The 23,417-nt window shown below is 37.9% G+C and carries 21 protein-coding genes and 2 pseudogenes; 4 read left to right on the forward strand and 19 right to left on the reverse strand.

What is annotated here, in order from left to right; genetic code table 11:
• From HYG79_RS17880 to HYG79_RS17910, 7 genes are all read right to left on the reverse strand, one after another.
• Positions 1 to 1,143: a carboxypeptidase-like regulatory domain-containing protein gene (locus HYG79_RS17880; RefSeq protein WP_179243426.1), complete on the reverse strand. Its 1,143-nt coding sequence runs from the start codon at positions 1,141 to 1,143 to the stop codon at positions 1 to 3.
• A gap of 8 nt (positions 1,144 to 1,151) precedes the next feature.
• Positions 1,152 to 2,915 (reverse strand): hypothetical protein, encoded by a 1,764-nt coding sequence (locus HYG79_RS17885; RefSeq protein WP_179243427.1) that lies wholly within the window; start codon positions 2,913 to 2,915, stop codon positions 1,152 to 1,154.
• Positions 2,916 to 3,027: 112 nt separating this feature from the next.
• The gene (locus tag HYG79_RS17890; RefSeq protein ID WP_179243428.1) at positions 3,028 to 4,374 is read right to left on the reverse strand and encodes a M24 family metallopeptidase; all 1,347 of its coding nucleotides are present in this window, start codon (positions 4,372 to 4,374) and stop codon (positions 3,028 to 3,030) included.
• A gap of 78 nt (positions 4,375 to 4,452) precedes the next feature.
• The gene (locus HYG79_RS17895; protein WP_179243429.1) at positions 4,453 to 4,929 is read right to left on the reverse strand and encodes a Plug domain-containing protein; all 477 of its coding nucleotides are present in this window, start codon (positions 4,927 to 4,929) and stop codon (positions 4,453 to 4,455) included.
• Between the two features lie 94 nt (positions 4,930 to 5,023).
• Entirely contained in the window at positions 5,024 to 6,112 is a 1,089-nt protein-coding gene (locus HYG79_RS17900) for an AMP-binding protein (protein WP_179243430.1), read from the reverse strand.
• Positions 6,096 to 7,034 carry a CPBP family intramembrane glutamic endopeptidase gene (locus HYG79_RS17905; protein ID WP_179243431.1) on the reverse strand — a complete coding sequence of 313 codons (939 nt, stop codon included), beginning with the start codon at positions 7,032 to 7,034 and terminating at the stop codon, positions 6,096 to 6,098. The genes HYG79_RS17900 and HYG79_RS17905 overlap by 17 nt, the downstream gene beginning before the upstream one ends.
• On the reverse strand, positions 7,025 to 8,077 hold the full coding sequence (locus HYG79_RS17910; protein ID WP_179243598.1) for an o-succinylbenzoate synthase: 1,053 nt from the start codon (positions 8,075 to 8,077) through the stop codon (positions 7,025 to 7,027). Before HYG79_RS17910 ends, HYG79_RS17905 begins: the two co-directional genes overlap by 10 nt.
• A 47-nt stretch (positions 8,078 to 8,124) precedes the next feature.
• Here HYG79_RS17910 and HYG79_RS17915 point away from each other — a divergent pair, with 47 nt between their 5' ends.
• A complete protein-coding gene (locus HYG79_RS17915; protein ID WP_179243432.1) occupies positions 8,125 to 8,919 on the forward strand; it encodes an SDR family oxidoreductase in 795 nt (264 codons plus the stop codon).
• Here the strand turns inward: HYG79_RS17915 and HYG79_RS17920 are convergent.
• From HYG79_RS17920 to HYG79_RS17965, 10 genes and pseudogenes are all read right to left on the reverse strand, one after another.
• Entirely contained in the window at positions 8,912 to 9,592 is a 681-nt protein-coding gene (locus HYG79_RS17920) for a metal-dependent hydrolase (protein ID WP_179243433.1), read from the reverse strand. The genes HYG79_RS17915 and HYG79_RS17920 overlap by 8 nt on opposite strands.
• 27 nt (positions 9,593 to 9,619) lie before the next feature.
• On the reverse strand, positions 9,620 to 11,602 hold the full coding sequence (locus HYG79_RS17925) for a histidine kinase dimerization/phosphoacceptor domain -containing protein (RefSeq protein ID WP_179243434.1): 1,983 nt from the start codon (positions 11,600 to 11,602) through the stop codon (positions 9,620 to 9,622).
• 368 nt (positions 11,603 to 11,970) lie between these two features.
• Positions 11,971 to 12,726: a LytR/AlgR family response regulator transcription factor gene (locus HYG79_RS17930; protein ID WP_179243435.1), complete on the reverse strand. Its 756-nt coding sequence runs from the start codon at positions 12,724 to 12,726 to the stop codon at positions 11,971 to 11,973.
• A 33-nt stretch (positions 12,727 to 12,759) separates the two neighbouring features.
• Complete coding sequence (gene menA / locus HYG79_RS17935) at positions 12,760 to 13,668, reverse strand: 1,4-dihydroxy-2-naphthoate octaprenyltransferase (RefSeq protein WP_179243436.1); 909 nt, start codon at positions 13,666 to 13,668, stop codon at positions 12,760 to 12,762.
• Positions 13,668 to 14,267, reverse strand: a complete 600-nt coding sequence (locus HYG79_RS17940) for an SPOR domain-containing protein (RefSeq protein ID WP_179243437.1) — start codon at positions 14,265 to 14,267, stop codon at positions 13,668 to 13,670. The genes menA and HYG79_RS17940 overlap by 1 nt, the downstream gene beginning before the upstream one ends.
• A gap of 175 nt (positions 14,268 to 14,442) precedes the next feature.
• The gene (locus tag HYG79_RS17945; protein WP_179243438.1) at positions 14,443 to 15,273 is read right to left on the reverse strand and encodes a CvfB family protein; all 831 of its coding nucleotides are present in this window, start codon (positions 15,271 to 15,273) and stop codon (positions 14,443 to 14,445) included.
• Positions 15,274 to 15,354: 81 nt separating this feature from the next.
• Positions 15,355 to 15,699 carry a DUF2853 family protein gene (locus HYG79_RS17950; RefSeq protein WP_179243439.1) on the reverse strand — a complete coding sequence of 115 codons (345 nt, stop codon included), beginning with the start codon at positions 15,697 to 15,699 and terminating at the stop codon, positions 15,355 to 15,357.
• 33 nt (positions 15,700 to 15,732) lie between these two features.
• The gene (gene menD, locus HYG79_RS17955; RefSeq protein ID WP_179243440.1) at positions 15,733 to 17,481 is read right to left on the reverse strand and encodes a 2-succinyl-5-enolpyruvyl-6-hydroxy-3-cyclohexene-1-carboxylic-acid synthase; all 1,749 of its coding nucleotides are present in this window, start codon (positions 17,479 to 17,481) and stop codon (positions 15,733 to 15,735) included.
• Between the two features lie 53 nt (positions 17,482 to 17,534).
• A complete protein-coding gene (locus HYG79_RS17960; protein WP_179243441.1) occupies positions 17,535 to 18,638 on the reverse strand; it encodes a chorismate-binding protein in 1,104 nt (367 codons plus the stop codon).
• A gap of 1 nt (position 18,639) precedes the next feature.
• Positions 18,640 to 19,061: pseudogene (locus HYG79_RS17965) on the reverse strand (PaaI family thioesterase).
• Positions 19,062 to 19,287: 226 nt separating this feature from the next.
• Here HYG79_RS17965 and HYG79_RS18110 point away from each other — a divergent pair.
• The 3 genes from HYG79_RS18110 (at position 19,288) to HYG79_RS17980 (ending at position 20,252) form a co-directional block, all read left to right on the forward strand.
• Positions 19,288 to 19,644, forward strand: a complete 357-nt coding sequence (locus HYG79_RS18110) for an alpha/beta hydrolase (protein WP_228027901.1) — start codon at positions 19,288 to 19,290, stop codon at positions 19,642 to 19,644.
• A gap of 300 nt (positions 19,645 to 19,944) precedes the next feature.
• A complete protein-coding gene (locus HYG79_RS17975) occupies positions 19,945 to 20,121 on the forward strand; it encodes a GNAT family N-acetyltransferase (RefSeq protein ID WP_179243443.1) in 177 nt (58 codons plus the stop codon).
• The gene (locus HYG79_RS17980; protein ID WP_179243444.1) at positions 20,121 to 20,252 is read left to right on the forward strand and encodes a GNAT family N-acetyltransferase; all 132 of its coding nucleotides are present in this window, start codon (positions 20,121 to 20,123) and stop codon (positions 20,250 to 20,252) included. Before HYG79_RS17975 ends, HYG79_RS17980 begins: the two co-directional genes overlap by 1 nt.
• Before the next feature lie 192 nt (positions 20,253 to 20,444).
• Here the strand turns inward: HYG79_RS17980 and HYG79_RS17985 are convergent, their stop codons facing one another.
• Both HYG79_RS17985 and dnaK read right to left on the reverse strand, forming a co-directional pair.
• A complete protein-coding gene (locus tag HYG79_RS17985; RefSeq protein ID WP_179243445.1) occupies positions 20,445 to 20,666 on the reverse strand; it encodes a hypothetical protein in 222 nt (73 codons plus the stop codon).
• Between the two features lie 706 nt (positions 20,667 to 21,372).
• Positions 21,373 to 23,268: pseudogene (gene dnaK, locus HYG79_RS17990) on the reverse strand (molecular chaperone DnaK).
• Between the last annotated feature and the right edge of the window lie 149 nt (positions 23,269 to 23,417).

Consider the following 23,417-nt stretch of genomic DNA (forward strand, 5'->3'; position numbering starts at 1 on the left):
TCATTTGGGACTCATGACTACGTTGAGAACGGGCCTATCTTTTACTTTGACCGAACGCCTTTGCATATTATCATGATCAAAAATCAACATGTCCCCGGTTATGCCATTGATTCTATATTTGCCGTTTGAGTCAGTTTGGGTCTCTTTGTTGGTATTGTGATTCAATACTTTAACTTTACCCAACGGTTTACCCATGTAAAAAACCATACCGAATATTTCATTTTCCGGGTTTTGACTACTCTTGGCAGGTTTAGCTTTATGGCTTTTTGGTTTCTTTTCTGAATATAAAGTTGTATTAACATAATACGCCATGGTAGCATTTGGTATAATTTCCCATTTTCCCTGACTTGCATATTTTTTATATGAATTACGATAATCATTTTTTGATGTGTAAAGAACTAAATATATATTTTGATCACCATATATCTGCAACAGTTCTAAACCAACGATAAAATCATCATTTACAAATATCGTATAGGGCAATAAATCTACCGTAACCGTTCGTGCGTTCTTTTTTATGGTATATAGGATAGGTTTTCCACTTTTGTTCAAATTTACTCCCGGGCACTTACTTTTGCTATCATCATCATAAATATTGATGCGGACCAATATACTATCCAGCGGAGCTTCCCGAACTTCAAAAGATAGTTTATTCAACTTTCGGAGTCCTTTTTTCACTTTTATTTCGGTGGCCAATTCGCCGCCCAATGCGATATCATCTTTCCAATATCCAAATTTTTTGGGATTTATTTTATCATAGCCTACCAAATCATCTATTTTATAACTTGCTTTATTGGTAACCACAACTTCGTTCAAAGAAATCACGTCTGGCTGCATTTGTATTGTTGGATATTCGTTGAATACAAATTCCAAATCCGGAATCGCTTTTTTAATGGGCACGTATCCCAAAGAAGAAAATATAAGCGAATCGTTTGCGGTATATTTGGAACTATCCAACTCTAAGTGAAAAATACCATCTTCATCGCTTACCGTACCGATACCTTGTTCAAAAATACCAATATTAACATAGGGTAAGACCTTACCTGTTTTACCGTCATAAACTATGCCTTTATAATCTTTTTGTGCCGAAGCATTCGCAGTGATGCAGATAATGAGCAATACCCTTAGAAAACTATGATACATTCATGTATTTATTTTGAAGCCAATTTTACACTGTGGGAAAGGGTAAACAATTCTTGTGATACGTTTTTCAGGGATAGCTTGAATATTCTTATTTCTTTGGACTGTGAAGCTGTACCATAGTTATGATATACCGTTACTTTTAGATATGAAGGCGTTAGCGTTTTATTTCCCATGTACGTTGTATTTACCTTCCAAGTGCCGACGAGGGAATCATCAATCAAATATTCTTCACATGAATACCCCTTTAATTTTTCGTCTCGTATACGTTCTGCATTGGCTTCTTGATTATGTTTCCAGTTGTAATAATGGCCTTGGGGGTTTACGAATTGTAAATTGAACTCGGCCTCGCTATCGTTCCACTCAAAAACCATTCGTGTTCCTATATTTTCTTTTTTGGTGTTCGAAAATTTTGATTTTCTATCATTTACCAAATGCTTTCCGTGCAAATCCAAAAGGTTGTCAAACTCCCTTCTCATAGTTTCGGTAAAAGCCAAATCTTTTGCTATAATAAAACCTTCTTGTATCAAATAATCATATCGTGAAAATATAGCGGCCGCCCTTTTAAAATTACCAATGTTGCGATAACTGTTCGCCAAATCCAAATACGACTGAGCGTAATGCGGCCTAAGAATAAAAATGTCCTTGTACAGTTGATTTGCCATTTCAAAATCCCCTGCTTCCTCGTATACATAGGCAAGTGCCTTTAAAGCGACCGGATTATCTTGAAACACATCCCATTGATTTTGGATGACAGCTTCTGAAAAATCCATAGCGTTCCAAACATCCTTGAAATACTTATGGGCATCAATGGCATAGTGGAAAGAACTGCTGTACCTCTGCATCTGCTCCTTATAAATGGCCATAGCCGCTTCCAAATTTTTCGCTGCTCTAAGCTTTTTTAGGTAATTGGGGGCATTAGCCTCAAGTGCGTTAGCGGTAATGACATTGCCATCAAAAATATTATTGCGGACTCTGGCCAAATCATACGGCTTTTTGGTACCCGGTTCAGTAAGAAAGTTGGCTCCTTTGGTATTTATAACGACCACTCCACCTCCTCCTGCGAATCCATACCTGACTGTTGCGGAGAAACCATAGAGTATGGCTATTCTCTCCATGTTCTCTGGCATTATGAACAACGGTGTTTCCCTAAATATCTGTCCATCAACATCATATATGGCACCCGAAGCATTGTTTAAAGACCCGATTCCGCGTATCGTTATACCACCACCGTTTGTACAATTTCCAAAAACCCGTACTCCGCTAAACCGAGCTCTCAGTACATCTAAAATGCACAAACTGGCACCGTTGAAATTACTTTCGTTCAAAACCTCCATTTTCACAGAGGATGTCTCGGTATCGATAAACCCAAATGCCGTATTAATCAGATTGGGGTTTGTTCTATATTCCGCTCGCATTTGGTCTTGGCTTTTTAAACGAGACCTACTTACGGTGACCTCTTTCAATTTTGTCAATTGCTGGGTCATTTTAATATTCAGGATACGGGTAACATCCTCAACTATTATTTCCAATGTATTCATACCGGGATACGTAAAAGTAAGGATATCCCCCTCTTTTGCCGCTATGATATAACTACCATCGGTATCAGAAACAATTTCAAAATCACTGCTTGTATTGGAAACGACTACACTGGGCAAAGGCGCATTCATATGCAATATCTTACCCTTAATATCTTTAAGCGCTTCTTCTTGCTGCTGACCATACGATAATGTGACAAAAAGAAACAATAGGAGTGGTAGTAGAATTCTGTTCATGACTTACTGCATTATTTACATACATAAGATACAATATAAGCGTAAGAAATATCGTATTGATGCCGTAAATTAACAACAATTTAAATATTGTAAAAAATTGAAAATAAAGATGTTAATTTCCCAAATGCGTTTTGACCCTAGGTATTAAAAGCAATTCTGTTTGCCTACCATTTACGTACCTAAACCCTTCTTCCCCAAAGAATCCGGCTTCTTCCAACATAATGCGTATGTCCCGTTTCCATTCGGGAACGGTAATGGTCGTATTCAGCTCTATCGCGTAAACCGTATTTGGATTCAAAGGGTAATTTTCTCCATCATCTTTCATCACGCCGCCTTGAGAATCCCACATACCTATGGTCGTACCTGCCGAATGCCCATATGAACCCAGCGGATGGGTATAAATGGCAGGTCTTATTCCCGCAGCTTTAGCTGCGGATAGCGATTTTGCCAATATTTGATTTCCAGTGCGCCCCTTAATCATATTTTTAGTCAAAAAGTCCTGAACCGTATTACCGTCCTTTAAACCGTTCACAAGAAAATCCGGAGCATATTTCTCTTCCGGTTTTAGTACATAGGCCAATTCCTGACAATCGGTATTTAGTCTTAGATAGGTAATACCAAAATCACAGTGGAGCAAATCTCCCGGCAAAATTACCGTGTCATCCGGTCTGCCGGAAAACGAATATAAATGGCCAACGAGATCCTCACTGGTACGCTGTACGTCAACTGTGGGATGAAACCAGGTTTCCAGGCCCAAATCGGTTACTTTTTGGCGCATCCACCACTCCACTTCGGTTGTGGTCGTTATACCCGGGGTAATCACTGTTTCCGAAAATGCCTCCGCAATGATATCATGGGTGATATCAACCAACTGATTATAGATGACCATTTCCCTTTCTGTTCGGGTCTCGATCCAGCGAACGGCCAACTGTTCGGCCGAAACTATTTTGGAGTGATATTTTTTGGGCAAGTTGGCCATAAACTCATCATAATCGGTCTTATCCAGACCATCGGCTATATTGTGATCTTTAGAAAAATTCAGGCCAATTTTTGAAGGATTTCGTTCCGCTATCAACTGCACCAATCTTTTCCACTGGTTTGGCTCTTTTTCCTTATCCCAAGCAGATTTAATGTTTTTTCCGACATCATAACGGGCAACAGCCAATTTTTCGATTGTATTTTTCAATATGTCCCTATAAAAAAGCAAGATCGTTCTTCTTCTTGCATTCAACCAGGTAGACGGCAGCATGGTCTTGAGTACAGGATCTTCATTATATTCACGTGAAATTACTATCCACATATCAATATCGGTGCGATCCATGAGTGTGGGAAGAAGTTGATCAAAACGCTCCGCCAAAATTTCATCTATCACCCTCGCCCTTTCGTGTTCGGGAAGGATTTGTTGGGCAGAACTTAAAATCGAAAAAAGCACATAAAACAACAGTAAAATTCTTTGCATGATATAGTTTGATTATGCCATGAAAATACAAAATTGTATGCTTTTCCCGAAAGGGTCATGAAAATGTTGAACAGTTATTTATCGATATCGAAAGTAGTTCTCCGCAACGGGATTATTCGATATTTTCACACTTTCTATGTCCGCCACATTCAAACTGTTCAAAATAGAAGCATCGTACCTGACACCATCTACGATAACCACGGTGTTCGTATCGCCACGCATACGGATATTGGGAATGGCATTCGTACCAGTATTTGTATTGGGATAAACAGTTGTCCCAGGCACCTTTGCTATGATAGCATTATACATATCTTGGGGCAAGGCCCAATCATCATTGGTGATCGTATAGATTCTAAACGGTAGATAAGAATCCAAAGCCTTGTCTTGAATGGCAATAGCACCGGCTTTACATGCTAAGGTAAAAGATGTGTCAACGTTAGCTTCTTCCTGATTTTCGTTCAGGATCAAATCTTTTACGACTTCAACTTTTTGAGTTTGGGCATTGATAATCGTAACCCATAATAACATGATAAAAAAGGCGGATTTATTTTTCATTTGATTCGATTTTTAGAATTCGATATGAACTTATTACAAATTCATCAACGAGGAAACCTACAATGAGGGAAAGCAACTTTTTAATGAGTGAAGCCTATGTGGTTAGTAATGCCAAAGTGTTTGATCTGTTTATCTTTCCATTTTTGGCTTTTGAGAACTTTGGAAGAACAAAAACATCTTTGGGTATTTGATGTTTTGAAAGCCCATTGGTTTTATTCAATATTTTTTTCACATGTTCTACGCTGATATTCCCTTCTACAACCAAAACCAAACTCTCACCGAGCATATCATCTGGTAATCCTGCAACAAAAAATGTATTTGATATTGTTTGTGAAAGAATGGATTCAATTTGTTCAGGAATTAGTTTTATGCCACCGGAGTTGATAATATTATCATACCTACCCAACCATCTGAACTTGGTAGTGGAAATTAAATCTACAATATCATTGGTGATAATCGGTATATTCGAAATTTTTGGGGCATCTATAATTAAACAACCTCTTTCATCTATTTCAAAATATACATTCGGTAAAGCTGTAAAAACGTCATCAACGTTATCTGTTCCAATCGACAATGTTTTATTTATCTGTTTTACTGCAATATGGGTGATGGTTTCAGTCATGCCGTATGTTTCAAAAATATGGGCATCCATCTTTTTGACTTTTGCTTTCAGCGCACCTGAAAGCGGTGCTCCCCCTATGATCAACGTATCAATTATATCAATGTTTTCAATACTGTTTTGAAGTTGTAACGGTACCATTGCCCCGAAATCATACCGTTTTTCCACTTGTTGTAATGGGGAAGAAGAAGGTGTCACAACATCTATATGCAAACCAAGTACCAAAGCACGAACCAACATCATTTTGCCCGCAATAAAACCTGTGGGTAAACAGTGTAGCGCTTTATCCCCCGAGCTTAAACCAAAAAAACTACCTGTGGCCAGAGCTGAATTCACCATATGCTCTTTTTTAAGTGAAATGGGTTTTGGTATTCCCGTGGAACCAGAGGTATGAACGGTAACGAAATCCGAATCATCTAACCAGTCCAATAAAAAAACACCTATAACCTTTTCAAATGGCCTACCTTCCTTTATGAAGCTATAGGCTACTTCTTTTAAATCAGTAAAAGTATAGTGAACGTTATTTAGGCGAAAATCAGGATGAACGTTATGAAATGGTCTCAACTTTTGCTTCTTTTATCAAAAATTCTTCTTTACTTAAAACCCTGCCAGTTAGTTTTTCTTTCCAATTGGTCCAACTATATTTTTTGGAAAATATAAATAATAAAATGGGGTAAATCACCAGAACAGGGACTAAAACATCCCACCCCAAAACGGGGTCGGAGATATCCCGGTAGATGGAATCGGTCTGGAAAGCGGTCCAATCGGCCGTAAGCAATAAAGCTCCAATTAAATTGTTGGCCGCATGAAAACCAAGGGCAAGCTCCAATCCTTCATCCATCAACGTCAAAATTCCAAGGAAAAAACCCGTACCTATGTAATATATCATAATTCCGAATCCCAACTTAGTTACCTCGGGATTGCCTAAATGCATAATACCAAAGAGAATGGAAGTAATCACTAGTGGAGCCAACCTATTTTTGAAAGCTATGCCCAACCCCTGCATCATATGCCCGCGAAACAAGTATTCCTCAAAACTGGTTTGTAACGGAATCAAAAGAACGCCAATAATGGCCAAAATAAGGAAGGCCTTTAAGTTAAAGTTCAATACATAATCATCGGGCGACAAATAAATATCCAATAGTGTTAAGAAAACCGTTATTCCCCCCCATAGTGAAAATGCAAAAAATATTCGTTTCCAATCCACTTTTTTTCTTGAAGTGGTCAAAGATTTGATGGATTGTTGGTGCACTAAAAATGTCCATCCCAAAACAAGAAATAAACCAAAAACCAAAGGTGCCAGCAATAAGATAAGAACCAAATTTGACCCTAACTTTTCAATCATGCCTTGCATCAAATCTTCAGTACTTACCGGCGAATTTAAGGTCATGACATAATTAAGTGCCATAAAAGCCATAAAGCCGACCGGAATTATCAAATATTTCCAAAGTCCTATATTCCCTTTATATCCCTGTTCTATATACATAAATCTTCAATTAAGTTAGGTTTCCAGTTTTTGTTTTGGTCGTAGAAAATTGATCCGTTATCGACCGTTAACGGACTTTCAAAATTATTGGTATACAAACTTCCGGTGCCCAAGCCTTGGGGTAGTTTTATATTTTTCGTGAACGCCCATTGTGCAATGGCGTTAAGGCCAATATTGCTTTCCAGCGCACTGGTAACCCACCATCCGATCTTAAACTTTTCCGCCAAGGCAATCCATTCTTGACTGCCCGTGAAACCACCTACTAAACTTGGTTTAAGAATAATATATTGTGGTTGAATGGTTTGTAGCAATTTCTCCTTTTCCGTTACATCAAAAACACCTATTAATTCTTCGTCCAAAGCTATGGGCAGGGGTGTTTTTTCACATAAAGACCGCATTTTCCATATATTCCCCTTTGGGATAGGTTGCTCAATGGAATGAATGTCATAGTCTGCTAAAAGTTCTAGTTTGCCCAGGGCACGATCCAGAGAAAATGCCCCATTGGCATCTACCCTTAATTGAAGTTGTTTCTTGGAATATTTTTTTCGCAAAGATGCCAAAATAGAAAGTTCGCTATAAAAATCAATTGCCCCGATCTTCATTTTGATACATTTAAAACCTTCTTCGAGTTTTTGTTGTATCTGATGGTGCATAAAGCCAGGTTCGCCCATCCATATCAACCCGTTTATGGCTATCGGAGTTTCATTTTGGGTAAATTTGGACGAAAACAGCTCAAAAGGGTCTTTGGACGCCAAAGAAAGAAACGCTTGCTCGACCCCGAACTGTATACTGGGAAAAAACATCAAGGCTTTCCACAGGGCATCTTTGCCCAAGTGAATGTTGTTACATACCCACCTTAGTTTTTCCTCATATTCCGGTACATCATCAATGCTGAGGCCTTTTAACAGCCCACACTCCCCTATCCCCGTTTTGCCATCATTTTTTAGAATGATGAACCACGTCTCTTTTTGGGTCAATACCCCTCGGGACGTGCCACTTGGGCGCTTAAACTGTAAAATATGTTTTTTGTAGCCGGCCTGTATCATTATGATTTCAAATTTAACTATATTTTGAGAGAGATAATTCATGAATGGACAAGATAAACGGTAAAGTAGTTTGGATAACAGGAGCATCCTCCGGTATTGGTGAAGCATTGGCTTACCACCTGAGTAAAAAACAATGTAAACTGATTATTTCATCAAGAAAAATAGATGACCTCAAAAAGGTTAAGGATAACTGTGAAAATAATGATATCGTTCAAGTTCTTCAGATTGACTTGGCCAATCTGGATGAGATACGTACCTATGTCACAAGAGCCATGTCATTTTATGGTCATATTGATATTCTCATCAACAACGCAGGAATAAGTCAACGCTCTTTGATCGCCGAAACTCAAATAGAAGTGTATAAAAAACTCATTGATATCAACTATCTCGGCACCATAGCACTTACAAAAGACCTACTGCCCCATTTTGTGAAAAGAAAATCAGGCAAATTCGTAACCGTGACCAGTTTAATGGGCAAGTTTGGTTCGCCTTATCGTTCGGGATATTGTGGTGCAAAACATGCACTGCACGGTTTTTTTGACGTGCTACGAATGGAACATGAAAAAGACAGTATACAAGTGACGTTGATATGTCCAGGCTTTATTCGGACCAATGTGGCGAAAAATGCCCTAACGGGTGATGGTTCCCCACAGTTGAAAGAGGATAAAGCCACAGAAAACGGTCTCACAGCAGAAACTTTGGTCAAAAAAATGGTCAAAGCCATTGAAAGGAAAAAGTTTGAAGCCTACATAGGAAAGAAAGAAATCATAGGTGTTTACCTAAAGCGTTTCTTCCCAAAAATACTGCATAATGTAGTTTTAAAGAGTAGCGTTAGATAGTCATTGACTCCCCAATCCCAAGTAGGTTAAGGTCTTTCCCTGCTTTGGAAAATTTTTCAATGGCTTCTTTATGGTTTATTTCAATATACCCGAAAGTATCATAATGATAACCCAATACCGTATTACATTCTACAAAATCGGAAGCGATTATGGCGTCATCAACGCCCATTGTAAAATTATCGCCAATGGGCAAAATAGCTATATCCAATTTAGCGGATAATGGGATTAATTTCATGTCCATCGTCAGTGCCGTATCGCCAGCGATATAAACATTTTTATGTTCTGTAGATATTACAAATCCGCCTGGTTGACCACCATAGGAGCCATCGGGAAAAGATGACGTATGTATGGCATTTGTGTAAAGTACCGTTCCAAAATCAAATTTCCAGCGTCCGCCATGGTTCATTGGGTGGGTTTGTAAACCCTTGTTTCCAAAATGGGTTGCTATCTCATAATTTGCGATAACGGTCGCTCCTGTTTTTTCAGCGATTGATTCAACATCCAATATATGGTCTTGATGTGCGTGGGTCACTAAAATATAATCGGGATGCAGTGCATTTACATCAATTATACCGGCAGCTTTTTCATTACCAGTAATAAAAGGATCCACTAAAAGTGTTTGGCCATCAAATTCGAGAAGTATGGAAGCATGACCAAGAAATGTAATTTTCATTTTTGAAGGATTTATATACCTTCAAATTTATTTAAAATTAAACCAAAACCGAACTCCGTTGGCGGTTTTATCAATATTTAAAACAGATTGCAATTGATTTACCAAGCGGTTCATAAGGCGAATGCCCATTGAGGATTGGGTACGCTCATCGGTATCTTCGGGAAGTCCTATGCCATTATCGGTGTATTCAAAAAAGCCCTGTTCTGCATTTTTTCTTAGATGGATGTAGATTTTACCGTTATCATCCTTATCATCGGGAAATGCATATTTAAACGAATTGGAAACCAGCTCGTTGAGGATTAAACCAAAAGGGATGGCCCTGTCGATATCCAGTTCAACGCCTTCGGCATCAATAGTGATATTGATGTTATGCCCCCCCTTTTTGAATACCGACTGCACACTATTGACCAAACTTTCGATATACCCTTGCATTTCGATAACCGAAAGGTCATCGTTTTGATATAATTTTTGATGTATCAAGGCCATGGCCTTTACACGGCTCTTGCCTTCCTCCAAAGCTTCAATGGCCGCTTTGCTTCTGGTATTCTTGGTCTGTAAGCTCAATAAGCTTGAAACCATCTGCAAATTGTTTTTTACCCTATGGTGAATCTCTTTCAACAGGGAATCTTTTTCTACCAAAGAGTTTTCGATAAAATGCTTTTGTTCGGCGATCAAACGTTGGCTTTTTATACTTTTTAAATAGGCATATACCAGACCCGCAAAACCCAAAAGCGTAAAAATCAATGAAATGAACACTAAGCTTATTTGCTCTTCTTTTTCAAGCATTGCACTCCTGGACTTTTCAAGATCCAACCTTTGTTCGGCGATCATTTGTTTTGAAATGGCAACCTCTTGCTCGGCAACTGCCTGTAACTGTTGTGTCTTTATCTTTACTTCACTACTGTTGATAGAGTCTTGGATTTTTGAATTTTGTTTTAAGTAAGTATTTGCGGTTCTATAGTTGCCGGTCTTGTCATGATAAACGGAAAATAATCTGTTACGCTTAAAAATATGCGCTATATCTACCAAATTAAGTTCGGTATCCAAATACTCTTTTGCCTTTTTTAAATCCCCTTTTTGCAAATAACAATCTGCCAATGCCAAAGTATTCTCAATAATATCATCGGAATATTTTCCCGTATTGTATTCTGAAATGGTTTCAATGCTGCTTTCAAGGTTTGGGATGGCCAGGTCGAATTCCTTTAATTTTACCTGACATTTTCCTATGTTACCATCAATAACACCATTTAGAATGTTGGCCTGTAAGATTTCCGCTTCCGTTTTTACGTTTGTGATATCATTTAAGAAAACCACAATGTAGCCCTTCGCCTCTTTAAACTTGGTTAACGCAGTAGTGTAGGAATTATCCAATAGCAGATATTTCCCCACATTATTTTGATATTCCGCAGTAGCATAAAAGCCATGTTCCTCACTGTTTTTACTTTCCTCTAAAATATAGTCGTTCATCGCCTTGCGATGCATTCCCAAATCGGAATAGATATCGTAGAAAACTACCTTATCGATCAACCCAAGTCTGCGTTTTTCCTCACGTATGGCCACTTGCTTATCCGATAGTCTTAGTTTGGAATAGGTTTTATCCATTATATCCAATAAAAAACCCATTTTGGACTTATCAAAATCTTCTATTTTTTTGTACAATTCCTCAGCCAAGGATATACTTTTATAATAATTTCCAAGGTCGTATTCAATTTGGGATTGAATCAGTTTATAGTTTCGTATCCCGGAAGAATCACTGGATTTGAGTGAATTGTTCAGATAAATATTTACTTCGTCCAACCAATCGTATGCCGAATTTTCATTATACCTATTTTGGGCACAAAAAAAATAAGCGACCCTATTTTCAGATTTTTGAGTATCCTTAAATTCCTTTAAATAGTTTTTATCGTCTACAATGGTATCCAAATCAAGTGTGTCCTGCGCCACTACATGGACAGTACTCAAAAGGGTCGTAAAAACAATGGTTATAAATAAATTAAAGAAACTTTTCATAGTTTTTGAAAAAACCTATTGTAGTTTGATGTCTAGATATAGTTGAACCCAAACATAGGATTATAAAACGGTTTTATTAAATTTTTGTTGCCAATATGATCAAAACAAAAAAGACCATGCAATATAGCATAGCCTTTTGAATAGTTTATGAAAATGGTAAGATTTGGGTCTCTTAACTTGAGTTCAAATTTAGGGCGAAGTATTGTTACTATTTAATTATTGTTGTGTATGTGATAAATACTGTTGTGAAATGAAGTACATGCTTTTCATTTTACACTTTATCGATTTTTTGAACACTTAATAGATTGCATAAAAAAGCCCATACGGTAAAGTATAGGCTATATATATTTTCAGAGAATGTGTTATCGCTATGAGTTCATGGCAGAAATAATAAATTCCTTGAAATCTTTTGATATGGGTATAAGATTATTATTGATCATAATATCCTTTGAATTGATCGCATCAATATGATCAACATTGACTATGTAGGATTTGTGCGCCCTGTAAAACTTGTTTTTGGGTAACTTCTCCAAATAATCCTTTAAAGGGGAACGCACTAAGAATTTCTTATCAACGGTATTTACTTCCAAGTATACGTTATCGGCTTTTATGAACTGAATGTCACCAAATTGGATTCTGTAATACAAGTGCTGTTTTTTAACGAATATCGAATCTTTTAAAACGGAATTGGAAACAACGGTATCTTCACTGGCACCGGGTGCATCACTAGGCGAACCTTTTTCCGAATAATCAAAATTAGAAAGGGCAATCTCTATGGACGTATACAGGTCTTGCTGTTCGAACGGTTTAACCAAATATCCATTCGGTTTTACCGTTTTAGCATTTTCTACGGTGGCCCTATCGGAGTTCGACGTAACGAATATGAAAGGAATGTTATACTTTTCACGAATATGTTTTCCCAAATCAATTCCTGTTTTGTCCGATGCCAAAATAATATCGATGAGAACCAGGTCTACTTCCTTGGTTTTTAAGACTTCTTCGGCCTGTTCATATACGATTACATTGTCTACTATTTCATAGCCGATTTCCTCCAACATAGATTGCATATCGTCAGCTATAATAACATTATCTTCTACAATAAGAATCCTAATGGGTTGTTCCAAGGCAGTAGTTTTTTAGGTGGTTTATCATCAAAATTACAAAAAATAATTATAACATAAATAAAACAATAGAGCAAGAAGAAAAGTACTGAGTGCCAACTTTTTCAATTCTACATCCAAAGACCTAGGCTCCTCTGTTTTGTAAACTTTGATCAAATGTATAAACATGGGTATAAATGCCAATAAATGTACATAGCCTACTAATGACCCTTTGTTCAAAAGCGTGAAACATAGCATACATATGAAGGCTACCAATATTAACACATAGTGATATACCTTTCCATTTTCAAAACCCATAAAAACCACTAGCGTATTTTTATTCGATTTTTTATCGGAAATATGGTCTCGAAGGTTGTTGAGGTTAAGTACAGCAGTACTTAATGTACCTATTGCGATAGCTGGAAGAAAGGACAAAAGAGTAACATTTTTAGTGAACAAAAACATAGATCCGACCACACCCAACAGACCAAAAAACAAAAAAACAAAAACATCACCTAGACCTTTGTAGCCATAGGCAGAATTGCCAACAGTATATCTAATAGCAGCCCAAACACTAGCCAAACCCAAAATCAAAAAGACTAGGGTATTGTCCAAATTTTCGGTACCGAATGAAAAATAAACAACGAACAGCACCAACACAAGGTTTATCATTATTGAAACAATAATGCCCTTTTTCAACTCTTTTCTAGATAACAGTCCACTTTGGTAGGCCCTCTTTGGGCCTATACGTTCATCATTGTCGGTTCCCTTTACACCATCACCGTAGTCATTCGCAAAATTTGAAGTAACCTGAAACCCTATTGTAGTTAACAGTGCAAGAATAAAAATAACGGTATTGGAGTATCCGTAGAAGTTTGCCAATGCCGTACCGACCAAGATACCTGATATGGACAAAGGCAACGTTCTCAACCGCGCCGCATTTACCCATGCTTTAAATTTAGACACTAATAAGGGTCTTCAATTTGGATACGCTTCCCATCCTTATAAGATGCTACAAACGCATCGTTAAAGCCCATGTCTACAAGTTGTTTTCTAAATAGTTGGGCTTCGGACAGTGTCTCAAAATTTCCCAAAGAATAAGAATAGAAAGGGTTGGTCTTGACAAACATGGTATTGGTCAATGCTTTTGAGGCCAAAGTTACGTTATTGTCAACAAAAGATTTTACCTGTACAGAATATACTTTTTCCTTTTCCAGAAATTTTTTGGCCAGATAAAACTCGTTGACCAAGCTGAGTTCATCGTTTTGCTGTTTCAAATTATCAATCCTGGACTTGATTACGTCCAAACTATCAATAGAGACGAGAAGATTGTTTTGATTGTCAAAGCTGTTGGAACTGCTCAAACCAGCCGTAAACGATGTGATTGCCAGAGTGCTTATTAAAAATAAGCCTGTAATGCCGGCCAATACGTTTCGTTGCAGTTTACTTTTCTTTAGTTCTTTGTTCTTTATTTTTATCTGGTCTAGTAAACGTTCATTGATTATTTGGGCCTTGTCTATGTCCTTATGCAATTCCAGTAAATCGCTCTCTTCTATAAATGGCATGTATTTTGGTTTTTGTGGGGGTCAAAAGTTTAAAGTAATCAAAAAAAATGATGCAATCCAAAATTTTATAATACTTCACAAAAATAAAAGTTTTAATAAGTAAATTCCAATAAAACAGAAGTTATTTAGTAGTATAAATTTGATTTCCACTTAATTAGGAGCAAAATACACATCGCTAAATCAATTCTATCCCTTTTTCTGTAATCTTAATCTTACGCTCTCTATAAAGTGTGCCAATACCCTTTTTAAACGTTTTTTTACTCATTTGAAATATTTGCCTAATTTCTTCTGGGTCAGACTTGTCGTTAAAGCCCAAAAAACCGTTTGAGCTTACCAACTCGTCATATATTTTCTGAGCGGTTGGCTCCAGCACCAATTGCCCAATGGGCTGTAAGGAAACATCGATTTTATTATCAGGTCTTATATTTTTAATATAGCCTTTTACAGTGTCCCCTACTGCAATAGGTTTGAAAATAGTATCAAAAAAAATCAATCCTTTGTGCTTTTTGTTGATGATTACTTCCCAACCCAAATCCGTTTTTCGGGAAACCCATAAATCGACTTCCTCGTGAATTCGTACTGTTATGTTTTGGTTACTTAAAAACTTATCCAATTTATTGGATGCCAATAATCTAAAGGAAATTTCGTCCAAATAGCAATACACCAGGTAATACTGCCCTTCTTGCATCGTCAATCGTTGTTCTTTGAAAGGCACTAGCAGTTGTTTCTCCAGTCCCCAATCCAAAAAAGCGCCATAATTATTAACTTCGGCTACTTTCAAGAAACCAAAATCATTCCTTTTGATTTTCGGGGTCAGCGTGGTGGCAACGGGTCTTTCCTCATGATCCAAGTAGCAGAAAATTCTGATGTCATCATTGATCTCATACGATTCAGGTACGTATTTATTGGGTAGCAATACCTCATTACCTTCATCATCCTCTAAAAAAAGACCGACACTTGTACTCCTTTCAATACGTAGTGTATTATAGTTTCCTAATTCTATCATGCAACAAAGTTAGTTTTAAAAAACGGGTATAAAAAAACCGTTCTATGGCAGAACGGCTTTTTGTTTTTTTGTTTACGATTACTAGTTGTAAACAGATTCTTTTCCAAAATGTTTGGCCAGCATGTAGTAAATTACGGCCCTATGTTTATTTCTCTCAGACGCGCCATACTTCTCTACCACACTTTTAATGGCCTCCATTAGCTGAGGACCATCGGAAAGGCCCAACTTTTTTATGAGAAAATTGTTTTTGACCGTTTCCAGTTCCGCATCGTCACTACCGGACACTTTGGATGCATCTAAATTGTAGATGGCAGGGCCTAAACCAATGGCAACTTTGGTAAGCAGGTCTTTATCCGGTGTATCTCCAAATTTATCCTTTATATCCGCTACATACTTTTCAATTAATTCATCTCTTTTACTGCTCATAATTTTGTGTTCTTGTTAATGGTTTATAATATTCTAAGATATAAAATCGAAATAACCGAGCAAAATTTTGTTGTTCAATAATCTAGGTGTGTTTATCTCCAAAACTTTTGGTCTCGCCGAATCTTCGTAAAAGTTCGCCAACGCAAGTTTTAAACCATGCGCTGTATGCGCCTTAGTATATTCCAAGTCATACATTTTACAAAGGTGTTCCGCGGAAAGCCCATGCTTGGTTTCAAAAAAAGTTTCAAAATTCTCACTATCCTCCTTGCCTGGTAAAATCCTGAAAATTCCTCCACCTGAATTGTTGATCACGATAATCCTAAAATCCGGTCTCATGTACTTATTCCATAGAGCATTGCTGTCATAAAAAAAACTCAAATCCCCCGTTATCAAAAGCGTTGGGGCTTTATTGAAAATAGAGCATCCAATAGCTGTGGATGTACTCCCATCAATACCACTGGTGCCCCTATTACAAAAAACATGCAACGAAGCTTTTATATGAAACAGCTGCGCATAGCGTACCGTAGAACTATTGGCCAATTGCAATTGATAGCCCTCAGGAATGGTTTTGGTGATATGCGCAAAGGCAAGCATATCGGTAAACGGGATTTCTTTTAGGTACTGCTCACGTTTTGTTTCATAATTGGCCTTTACCTTGGACCAGTATGGATAGTAATCGCTTTCTACATGTTTGGAATCTCTTAAAAATTCAATAAGAAACGTATTTATATTATGTTTAAAATGTTGGGATAAACAAAAAAAGGTATCGTATGCTTTCCTTTCGTCTACGTGCCAATGGTGTTTTGGCGTGAACTCACGCAAAAAGGCTTTTATTTTTTTTGAGACAACAAGCCCACCAAAGGTTAGCAGTATATCCGGTCGTAATCGCTCGAACAATATTTTATTATCACTGGATTTTTCAATGGGAGCGATAATACTGTCGATGCTGGAAAAGAAATTCGGATGATGCAGGTTTGACGTGGTCTCTTCCATTACAATGACCGAAGGGTCGTTGGCCAATATATCCAATAATTCTTGGTCGACCATATTAGGGTGGTTAACACCTACCAGAACCATTTTTCGTTTGGAAGCGTTCCAAATATCCCTAAAGCCTTCCACATTCAAAACATCATGTTCAACATGCTCTATGGCTACAATGGGTGAAGTTGTTGGATTATCGACCGTATTGTACAGTGGCTCCTCAAAAGGAACGTTTATATGTACAGGTGCACTTTTGTCATATACAATTCCGAAAGCGGTATTTAATTCGGAATCATTGTATCGCTGTATGTTTTGCTGAATTTCTTTTATGCTATCGTTTCCCAAAATTTCCGGTACATAGCGCTTTATTCTGTCTGTGGCATGGGAAACATCTTGTTTTAGATTGGCGGAGTACCCGATATGGCGTGCAAACACATTATCCTGTCGAATGGTTTGGCCATCACCTACATCAATCTTATAAAAAGGACGGTCTGCCGAAATGATAATTATCGGGATGTCGCTATAGAATGCCTCTGATACAGCAGGGTAATAATTCAAAAGTGCACTCCCAGATGTACATACCACAACAACTGGCTGTTTTTGATTCTGTGCCATCCCTAGGGCAAAAAAGGCGGCGCAACGTTCATCGACAATACTGAAACAATTAAAAAAAGGGTCTTCGGTAAAACTTATTGTTAACGGGGCATTTCTTGAGCCAGGGGAAATCACTATATTTTTTATTCCCCTTTGTTTGCAATGGTAAACAACGGTTTGCGCAACGGGAATGGTGGAGTGCTTCATTGCTACAAAAATACAAACCAACCTTATCTTAATCCAATTCTTTTATGGTTTTCTTATGTGATGATATCCAACATTGTTCTGCTCTTATTTACAGTCTCCTCCCACTCTTTCTCAGGTATAGAATCTTTGGTGATACCACCTCCTACATAAATATGGGCCGCATTATCTTTTAGCTGCATACAACGAAGGTTTACGTACAGTTCAGTAGTTTTTTTCAGAAATCGATAGGCCTTGTGTTCGGTATTCTTTCCCACAGTCCTATTCCGTTCTTTTTTCATATTGAGTTCTCCCAAAAAACCGGTATAGTATTCCCTATGATAATTTTCATTTTTTAAAATGAAGGCTTTTGAAGGCCTTTTTGGCATACCGCAAACCGCAGGTGTAGGATGTATTTTACTGATGATTTCGTTTAATTTACCAGAAACTATTTTAGATGTAACCTTTGTTTTTAAATGCATAAGGTTACCCGCCTTTATGCATCGCACATCTGAAATTTGAATGGCCGAGACCGCACCCGAGATGGCCTCGACAATGTAATCGGTCACCAGTTGCTGTTCTTCTTTTTCCTTTTGTCCCCAATGGGGGTTCAAATCACCAGTAAAAAGCTGAGTTCCCGCCAAGGAGTTTGTGGTAAGGGTATCGTTTTCGATTTTTATCAAAGTCTCAGGGGTAGCTCCCAACCACAATCCAATCTTTGGGTGATACCACAAATAACAAAACGCAGCCGAATAATTGTTCAGTAACCTTTGAAAAATAGTTACTGGTGGAGCCTTGTAGGTAGTTTGAAGCACGCGGGAAAGAACAACCTTTTTAAAATCCCCCTTTTTTATGGCTTGAATACCCTTTTTGATCAATTGTATGTGAAATTCCTCATCTTTATCAGAATAAGGCGTATTTTTCAACTTTAGGGTTTTCTCTTCCACATTTACCCTATATGTGCTTGAGTACGTTTCGTCGGGATATATTAAGATTGCTGCATCGCTGGACTCAAAAGGCGATAAAACAAAGCCCGTTTCTGCATAGTCCACTACCTTATGTGTATGGTCATTATGTTGAAACACTGCCTTGACCTCATTATCTTCTGGCTTTCTGTAGACCACAAAAGGCAAATTATTATGGTATTGCTCTTCTATTTTTTTCAAGAAATCAGAAAACATATCACTTTCGAGGTAAAGAAATTGTGGTTAGCTTACAAAGTGAAATCAAATTATCTTCCGCGTCGGTAATATGTATGTTCCAGAGCTGTGTGGTCCTACCTTTGTGTACAATCGTGGCTTTTGCGAAAACTTCACCTTCTTTAATACTTTTTACATGGTTCGCCGAAATTTCAAGACCTCTTACGAAGAATTTTTGCGCATCCAAAAAAATATAGGATGCGGCACTGCCTACACTTTCGGCCAAAGCGACCGTGGCCCCTCCATGTAGAACTCCATCAGGCTGGTACACTTTAGAGGTCACTGGCATTTTTGCCGTCAAATAGTTCTCACCAACATCAATATACTCAATATCCAAAGTTTCCATTAAGGTATTTTTACACGTTTCATTACATACTTCAGGATTTTCGCTTTGTATTCGTTCATTATCTTTTATTTTCTGTAAAATTACGGATTAGTTCATATAACATAAGACTTTCCCTTATTTTAGATGTAACTATGAACAAACAAGAAAAACGGGTTACCTATACAACGGTTAACATTTACGAAAGCCTAAACACATTAACTCCAAAAACTAAAAAATGTATGGGTAGTACTACACGGTATCGGGTTTTTAAGTAGATATTTTCTCAAATATTTTGACGAACTACCTGTGGAAGAGAATTATATCATAGCACCGCAGGCCCCTTCTAAATATTATTTGAAAAACGATTACAAACATGTCGGCGCCAGTTGGTTGACCAAAGAAAATACTGTTTTGGAAACCAAAAACGTAGTTTCATATTTGGATGCCGTATTGCGCTCCGAAAATATTCCGGATAACATAAATTTAATTGTTTTTGGATTCTCGCAGGGAGTATCTATCGCTATGCGGTGGGTAGCAAAACGACAGTTAAAATGTTCAAAACTGATTTTATATGCCGGTGTAATACCCAATGAACTCAGCCCGAAGAATTTTGATTTTTTGAGTGAAAATGAAACCGACGTTCACATAATCAATCGGAAATAAGGACGAATTTCTCACGAACAAAGACTAAAGACAGAATCAAAAAAAATCGAGACACTTTTTAAAGGAAAAGCCATTAGCACTGTTTTGATGGAGGACACGAATTGAAAAAAGAAATTATAAATACTTGGTATGATCGATACTGAATAATTTTGGAAAATGAACTGGTAAGATTAGAACCGCTGCAACCTGAATCATTGGGAAGATTGTGGCCCGTTGCACAGCAGGTTGATCTATATCAATTTGGATCTAATGATGTTTCTACCCAAGTAAAATTGAAAAATTACATCAAAATAGCTTTGCATGAGAAGTCGGTTGAAAAATCGATACCTTTTTAATCGTGAACAAACAGACAAAAAACGTTGTGGCAGTACCCGCTTTGGTTTGATAGATACTACCCATAAAGTGTTGCATATTGGATGGACATGGATAGCACCGGAAACCCGTGGAACAGGTTTTAACCATCAAATGAAATTTTAATGCTACGTCATGCTTTTGAAACACTACTTTTTGAAAAAGTCGAATTTCGTATTGACGAGCGTAATACGCGCTCTAGAAAAGCAGTTGAAAAATTAGGAGCGACCTTAGAAGGTATTTTGCGAAAAATGTAATCACCAAAAGTGATTTTAGAAGAAGTTCCTGTTGTTATGGCATATTGAAAGAAGAATGGAAGCATAAAATCAAATCTGTTTTGACTATTCCTCAGAGGCGTCAATACCATCCCCATAATATAGTATTCTACGAGTGGTATATGCATTATCCGGAGTTATGATTGCTTTACCCAATTACCGCTATCACTGGCGTCATATTGATAGATATACTCTTGAACAGATTCCGTTACATCGGTTTTGGTTTATCGAAGATACTTTGCCTTTTTCGTTATAGGTATAGCTCAATGTTTTTTGTGGTACAAACTGTTTCTTGACCTCATTGTAAATAAAACTTATTTTTGAGGTAAGCCTATCGTTTTCAAAAATTTCCTCGGTTGCGTTTTGTGGCTCCCCTTCCAAAAAGTTCTTGGTCAAAACTATTTTTGTTTAGTCTTGTCCTTTTTTGTTTTTTTTGAGGTGCGAACAGATTTCTGAATAACTCCGTTCAACATATATTTAACGGTCGCTTCTCCCTTGTAATCCGTATACTCTACAACTGTTCATCAATACCTTGGTTATTGGTTTTTTGATTCTTACGAGTTTTCCTTCAGTGTCGAACACATAGTCGTACTGTCCCAAAAAATCCTTGTTGTAGGATATTATTTTTTCAGTCACTTTTCTACTGCCGTGGTATCTATTTCATATGTATGGGCAATTGAGGTTTGTCTATCAAATTTTCCATCACGATAATTTCTATGCGTTTTTCGATAAGGGCATCGGCTTCATACGTATATTGGGAAATATCGTAGTCAGATTCTATATCTGGTAATCGACTTGGTTAAAAAACCTTTTTGTTAAAGTTGAATTCTTCCCTGCCATAATCTGTAATGACCAAACAGGTCTTCACATTACCCTCTAAATCAAAATCAGACACCCTAAAAACCTTCAGTTCTTGGGAATACCCATATTACCGGCAAGCACGGTCAAAATGCTTGTTAAGATGGATGCTAAAAATGGGAAGTAGTTTTTTATCATATGGACAAATTTACTTTTTAATGATTCAACCAAAATAAAAGATATGGCAAAAAATAAAAAGGAGCGGTAAATACCGCTCCTTTTTCGATGTTATGTTTATATGATATTACTTGACTTCCTCGAAATCAACGTCTTCAACATTGTCACCTTCAGATGTTCCCGAGTCAGCGGTAGCATCAGCTTCTGGAGCTCCACCAGCTTGTTGTGCTTCGGCTTGTGCCTTGTACATTTCTTCGGAAGCTACTTTCCAAGCTTCGTTGATTTTATCCAAAGCCGGCGTTATCACAGCCAAATCTTTGGTTTCATAAGCTGTTTTCAATTCTGCCAAAGCATCTTCGATAGGCTTTTTCTTATCTTCCGATAATTTATCGCCAATTCGCTCAATTGCTTTTCGGTCTGGAAAATCATTCCGTCGGCTTCGTTAAGCTTATCTGCTGTTTCTTTCGCTTTTTGTCGGCTTCGGCATTTGCTTCCGCTTCGGCCTTCATTTTTTTGATTTCTTCTTCCGTTAACCCGGATGAAGCCTCAATACGAATGTCTTGGGATTTGTTGGTCGCCTTGTCCGTGGCCGATACCTTGATGATACCGTTCGCATCAATATCAAAAGTCACTTCAATTTGAGGTGTGCCTCTTGGAGCAGGTGGATGCCATCCAAATGAAAACGTCCTATGGTCTTATTTGTCCGCTGCCATTGGCCTCTCCCCTTGCAATACATGAATCTCGACCGAAGGCTGATTATCGGCAGCCGTAGAGAATACCTGTGATTTTTGTAGATGGTGGTATTGGCTTCTATCAACTTGGTCATAACGCTTCCCATAGTTTCGATTCCGAGGGAAAGTGGTGTTACGTCCAATAATAGTACATCTTTACATCTCCTGTTAAAACTCCACCTTGTATTGCGGCTCCCACGGCAACAACCTCATCGGGATTCACCCCTTTTGACGGTTTTTTACCGAAGAATTTTTCAACAGCTTCCTGTACCGCAGGGATTCTTGTGGAACCACCTACCAAAATGATCTCGTCGATATCACTTTTGGAAAGTCCTGCCGATTTCAGCGCGTGTTTCGCAAGGTTCAATAGTTCTTTTTACCAAATCATCAATCAATTGATTGAATTTTGCCAAAGTCAGTGTACGTACCAAGTGTTTGGGTCCGGTAGCTGGCCGTAACATATGGTAGATTGATTTCGGTCTGCGCGGAAGAGGATAGCTCGATTTTAGCCTTTTCAGCAGCTTCGCGTAAACGTTGCAGAGCCATGGCATCATCACGCAAATCAATACTTTCATCCTTTTTAAACTCATCGGCCAACCAATCGATAATCTTTTGGTCAACGTCATCGCCACCAAATGCGTATCGCCATCGGTAGCCAACACTTCAAATACACCATCACCCAATTCCAAAATGGAAACATCATGTGTACCACCACCAAAGTCGAAAACCACTATTTTTTGGTCGGTATCTTTCTTGTCCATACCATAAGCCAAAGATGCAGCGTAGGCTCGTTGATGATTCTCTCAACGGTCAATCCTGCAATCTCGCCAGCTTCTTTGTAGCCTGCCTTTGTGCATCGTTAAAGTAAGCGGGTACGGTAATCACAGCTCTAGTGACGTCTTGCCCTAGATAATCCTCCGCTGTTTTCTTCATTTTCTGAAGAATCATGGCAGAAAGTTCCTGCGGTGTGTACAAACGCCCTTCAATGTCTACACGTGGGGTGTCATTATCACCTTTGACTACTTTGTAGGGTACTCGCTCCGCTTCTTTGCTGGATTCGGAAAACTTGTTCCCCATAAACCTTTTTATGGAGTATATGGTTTTATTCGGATTTGTAACCGCTTGTCTTTTTGCCGGGTCACCTACCTTTATCTCTCCGCCTTCTACGAAAGCGATGACAGACGGCGTTGTTCTTTTTCCTTCAGCATTTGGGATTACTACTGGCTCGTTACCTTCCATTACGGAGACACAGGAGTTGGTAGTACCAAATCTATTCCTATAATTTTGCTCATTCTATGTATTTTAAATATTAGTGCTTGTTTTAAATCCATTTTATAAATGACAAACAATATGCCAAGCGACAAAAACTGACAGGATGTCATTTTCTTAAATGTATATTATAAATGTATAGACCAATGAATAAAATTATAAATGTATCAAC

This window comes from Costertonia aggregata, from assembly GCF_013402795.1.
Taxonomy (GTDB): domain Bacteria; phylum Bacteroidota; class Bacteroidia; order Flavobacteriales; family Flavobacteriaceae; genus Costertonia; species Costertonia aggregata.